Source organism: uncultured Neptuniibacter sp. (assembly GCF_947498015.1).
In the GTDB taxonomy this organism is placed as follows: Bacteria; Pseudomonadota; Gammaproteobacteria; order Pseudomonadales; family Balneatricaceae; genus Neptuniibacter.
Map to the genome: position 1 here is coordinate 1 of NZ_CANMIR010000031.1, position 534 is coordinate 534.

General features: G+C 49.8%; 1 protein-coding gene. It reads left to right on the top strand.

The annotated features are described in order from the left end of the window. A partial coding sequence (locus tag Q0882_RS16655) for a VCBS domain-containing protein (protein WP_299184099.1) occupies nucleotides 1-534 on the top strand: 534 nt, incomplete at both ends.

Here is a 534-nt window from a genome sequence, read left to right on the forward strand (position 1 = left end):
GGAACGTTGACCATCGGTGCGGATGGTAGTTACAGCTACATTCTGAATGATGCAGCGATTCAGGGTATGGACGATCTGGAAACGGCGGATGATGTGTTCACCTATACGGTTTCAGATGGAGCCGCGCCAGTCACCACCACGCTGACAGTTACCGTGTTTGGTAATAATGATGCACCGGTTGCAAACGCAGATACTAACTGGGCACAGGAAGATGTATCGGATGCAAGCGGTAACGTACTGACTTCAACGGATCATTCTACAGATGCGCCGGACAGTGGTAGTTATGGTGATGTAGCAGATACAGATGTGGATGTAGAGAGCTTAACGGTCACCAACATAGCCGATGGAGATGAGAATAAAGCGGTTGCAGCGAACACGACCTCTGCGGATGGAACTGTTGTAACGGGTCTGTACGGAACGTTGACCATCGGTGCGGATGGTAGTTACAGCTACATTCTGAATGATGCAGCGATTCAGGGTATGGACGATCTGGAAACGGCGGATGATGTGTTCACCTATACGGTTTCAGATGGA